Source organism: Bradyrhizobium sp. PRIMUS42, from assembly GCF_023006515.1.
Classification (GTDB): domain Bacteria; phylum Pseudomonadota; class Alphaproteobacteria; order Rhizobiales; family Xanthobacteraceae; genus Bradyrhizobium.
Genome location: NZ_JALBGZ010001049.1, coordinates 1 through 1,590, shown reverse-complemented (window position 1 = coordinate 1,590; position 1,590 = coordinate 1). Strand labels below are relative to the sequence as shown.

The following is a 1,590-nucleotide window of genomic DNA, read 5'->3' as shown; positions in this document are numbered from 1 at the left end:
AATGCGAGCGGTGCCGTCGGCGGCGCGGTCGCCATCAGCGATGTCACGACGTCGGCGACCGCGACGCTCGGCGCATCGCTCGGAACCAGTGCCGGCGACCGGATGAACGGTTCCGTTCTGGTCGAGGCGACATCCGACACCACCAGCAATTCCACGATGGCCTCGTCTATCGCCGGCCTGCCGGCGCTGGTCGCGGCGATCCAGGAATTCGCGGTCTCGAACGTCGCTTCGCCGACGCACTTCATCATGGACCACATGACCTCGCTGGTGCCGCTGAGCTTCGATTTCAAGGTCGCAGGCGCGCTCTCGCTGGCTAACAGCACGCAGAGTGCGACCGCTGCGATCGCGCAGAATCCAAGCGGCGGCGCGCCGAGCATTTACGCCCGCGGCAACGTCGCCGTCGCCAGCAACGTCATCGATCGCGGCGTTCGCAGCAATGCGACGGCAAGCGCGATCACGAAGGACGTGTCGACAGGCGAAGGGACGGCGATCAGCGCGGCCGTTGCCTGGGGCAATTTCACCCACAATTCAAACGCCTATGTCGGTGGCGGTACGCTGATCAACGCGGCGAACATTGCCGTCGATGCCACCACCGAACTGCCGATCACGAACACCTGGCTGAAATGGGATGGACTGGGTGCGGTGTTGAGCCATCTCAACGGCAATCTCGGAATCGGCGGCAACATCCTGACCAGCTATGCCAATGCCACGGCCGATGCCGGAGACACCATCGGCGTCGCCGGTTCGCTGAATCATTTCGTCGTGAACAACAACACGACGGCTTGGGTCGCGGGCAGCGCGAGCCTGACGGCGACATGCACGACCGCGGCTTGCGGCAGCAGCTGGTCGGCCGGCATGGACAACGGCGACCTCCACACCTACAACGCCAGCATTCAGATCGCGGCGACCACGACTACGGCGTCGATCGACGCCGCCGGCAATGTCGGCACGCTCGGTTTCTTGTTTGGTAACACGTCGGGCGGATCCTCGATCGGTGGCGCGCTCAATCTCGTCCAGTTCAACACCAGCACGATCGCCGGCGTTTCGGACGGCGCGACGGTGCGGGCGGCGGATGACATCGCCGTCAACGCGACCACCTCGGACCAGTTCGTGGCCGTCGCGCCGTCGTCCGGCAAGGCTGCCGGCGCGCTGGCGCTGAACGGCATCACCTCGCTCGGTTTCCTGAACAACACGACGCATGCGTCGATCTCGAGCCAGGCCACCGTCTATGCCCCGACCGTCGGCGTCCTGGCGCAGCAGGACCTGTCGGTCGTGACACTGTCCGGCGCAATGAACTTCAACGGGAGTGGCGGCTCGGCGGTTGGATTGTCGGTGGCCTATCTCGGCGCAGATACCGACACCTCCGCCTATATCGGCGACAACCATTCCGACATCCGGCCCGGCGTGTTCAGCTCCAACGATCCTTTTGCCGGGTCTGGCGGCGGAAGCGGGTCGGTCAATGTCGACAATCTCACGATCAGCGCGACCACCTCCGGACGCATCACCGCGGCCGCCGTTGCGGCATCAGTCTCCGATCCGGCGTCGTCGAGCTTCTCCGACAAGGCGGGCGCCGCCGGGGCGGCCTCGACC

At 65.5% G+C, this 1,590-nt stretch carries 1 protein-coding gene; it reads left to right on the top strand.

What is annotated here, in order from left to right:
• Positions 1-156 precede the first annotated feature (156 nt).
• On the top strand, positions 157-1,590 hold a 1,434-nt coding region (locus MOV75_RS37370), incomplete at its 3' end, for a hypothetical protein (RefSeq protein ID WP_247007909.1).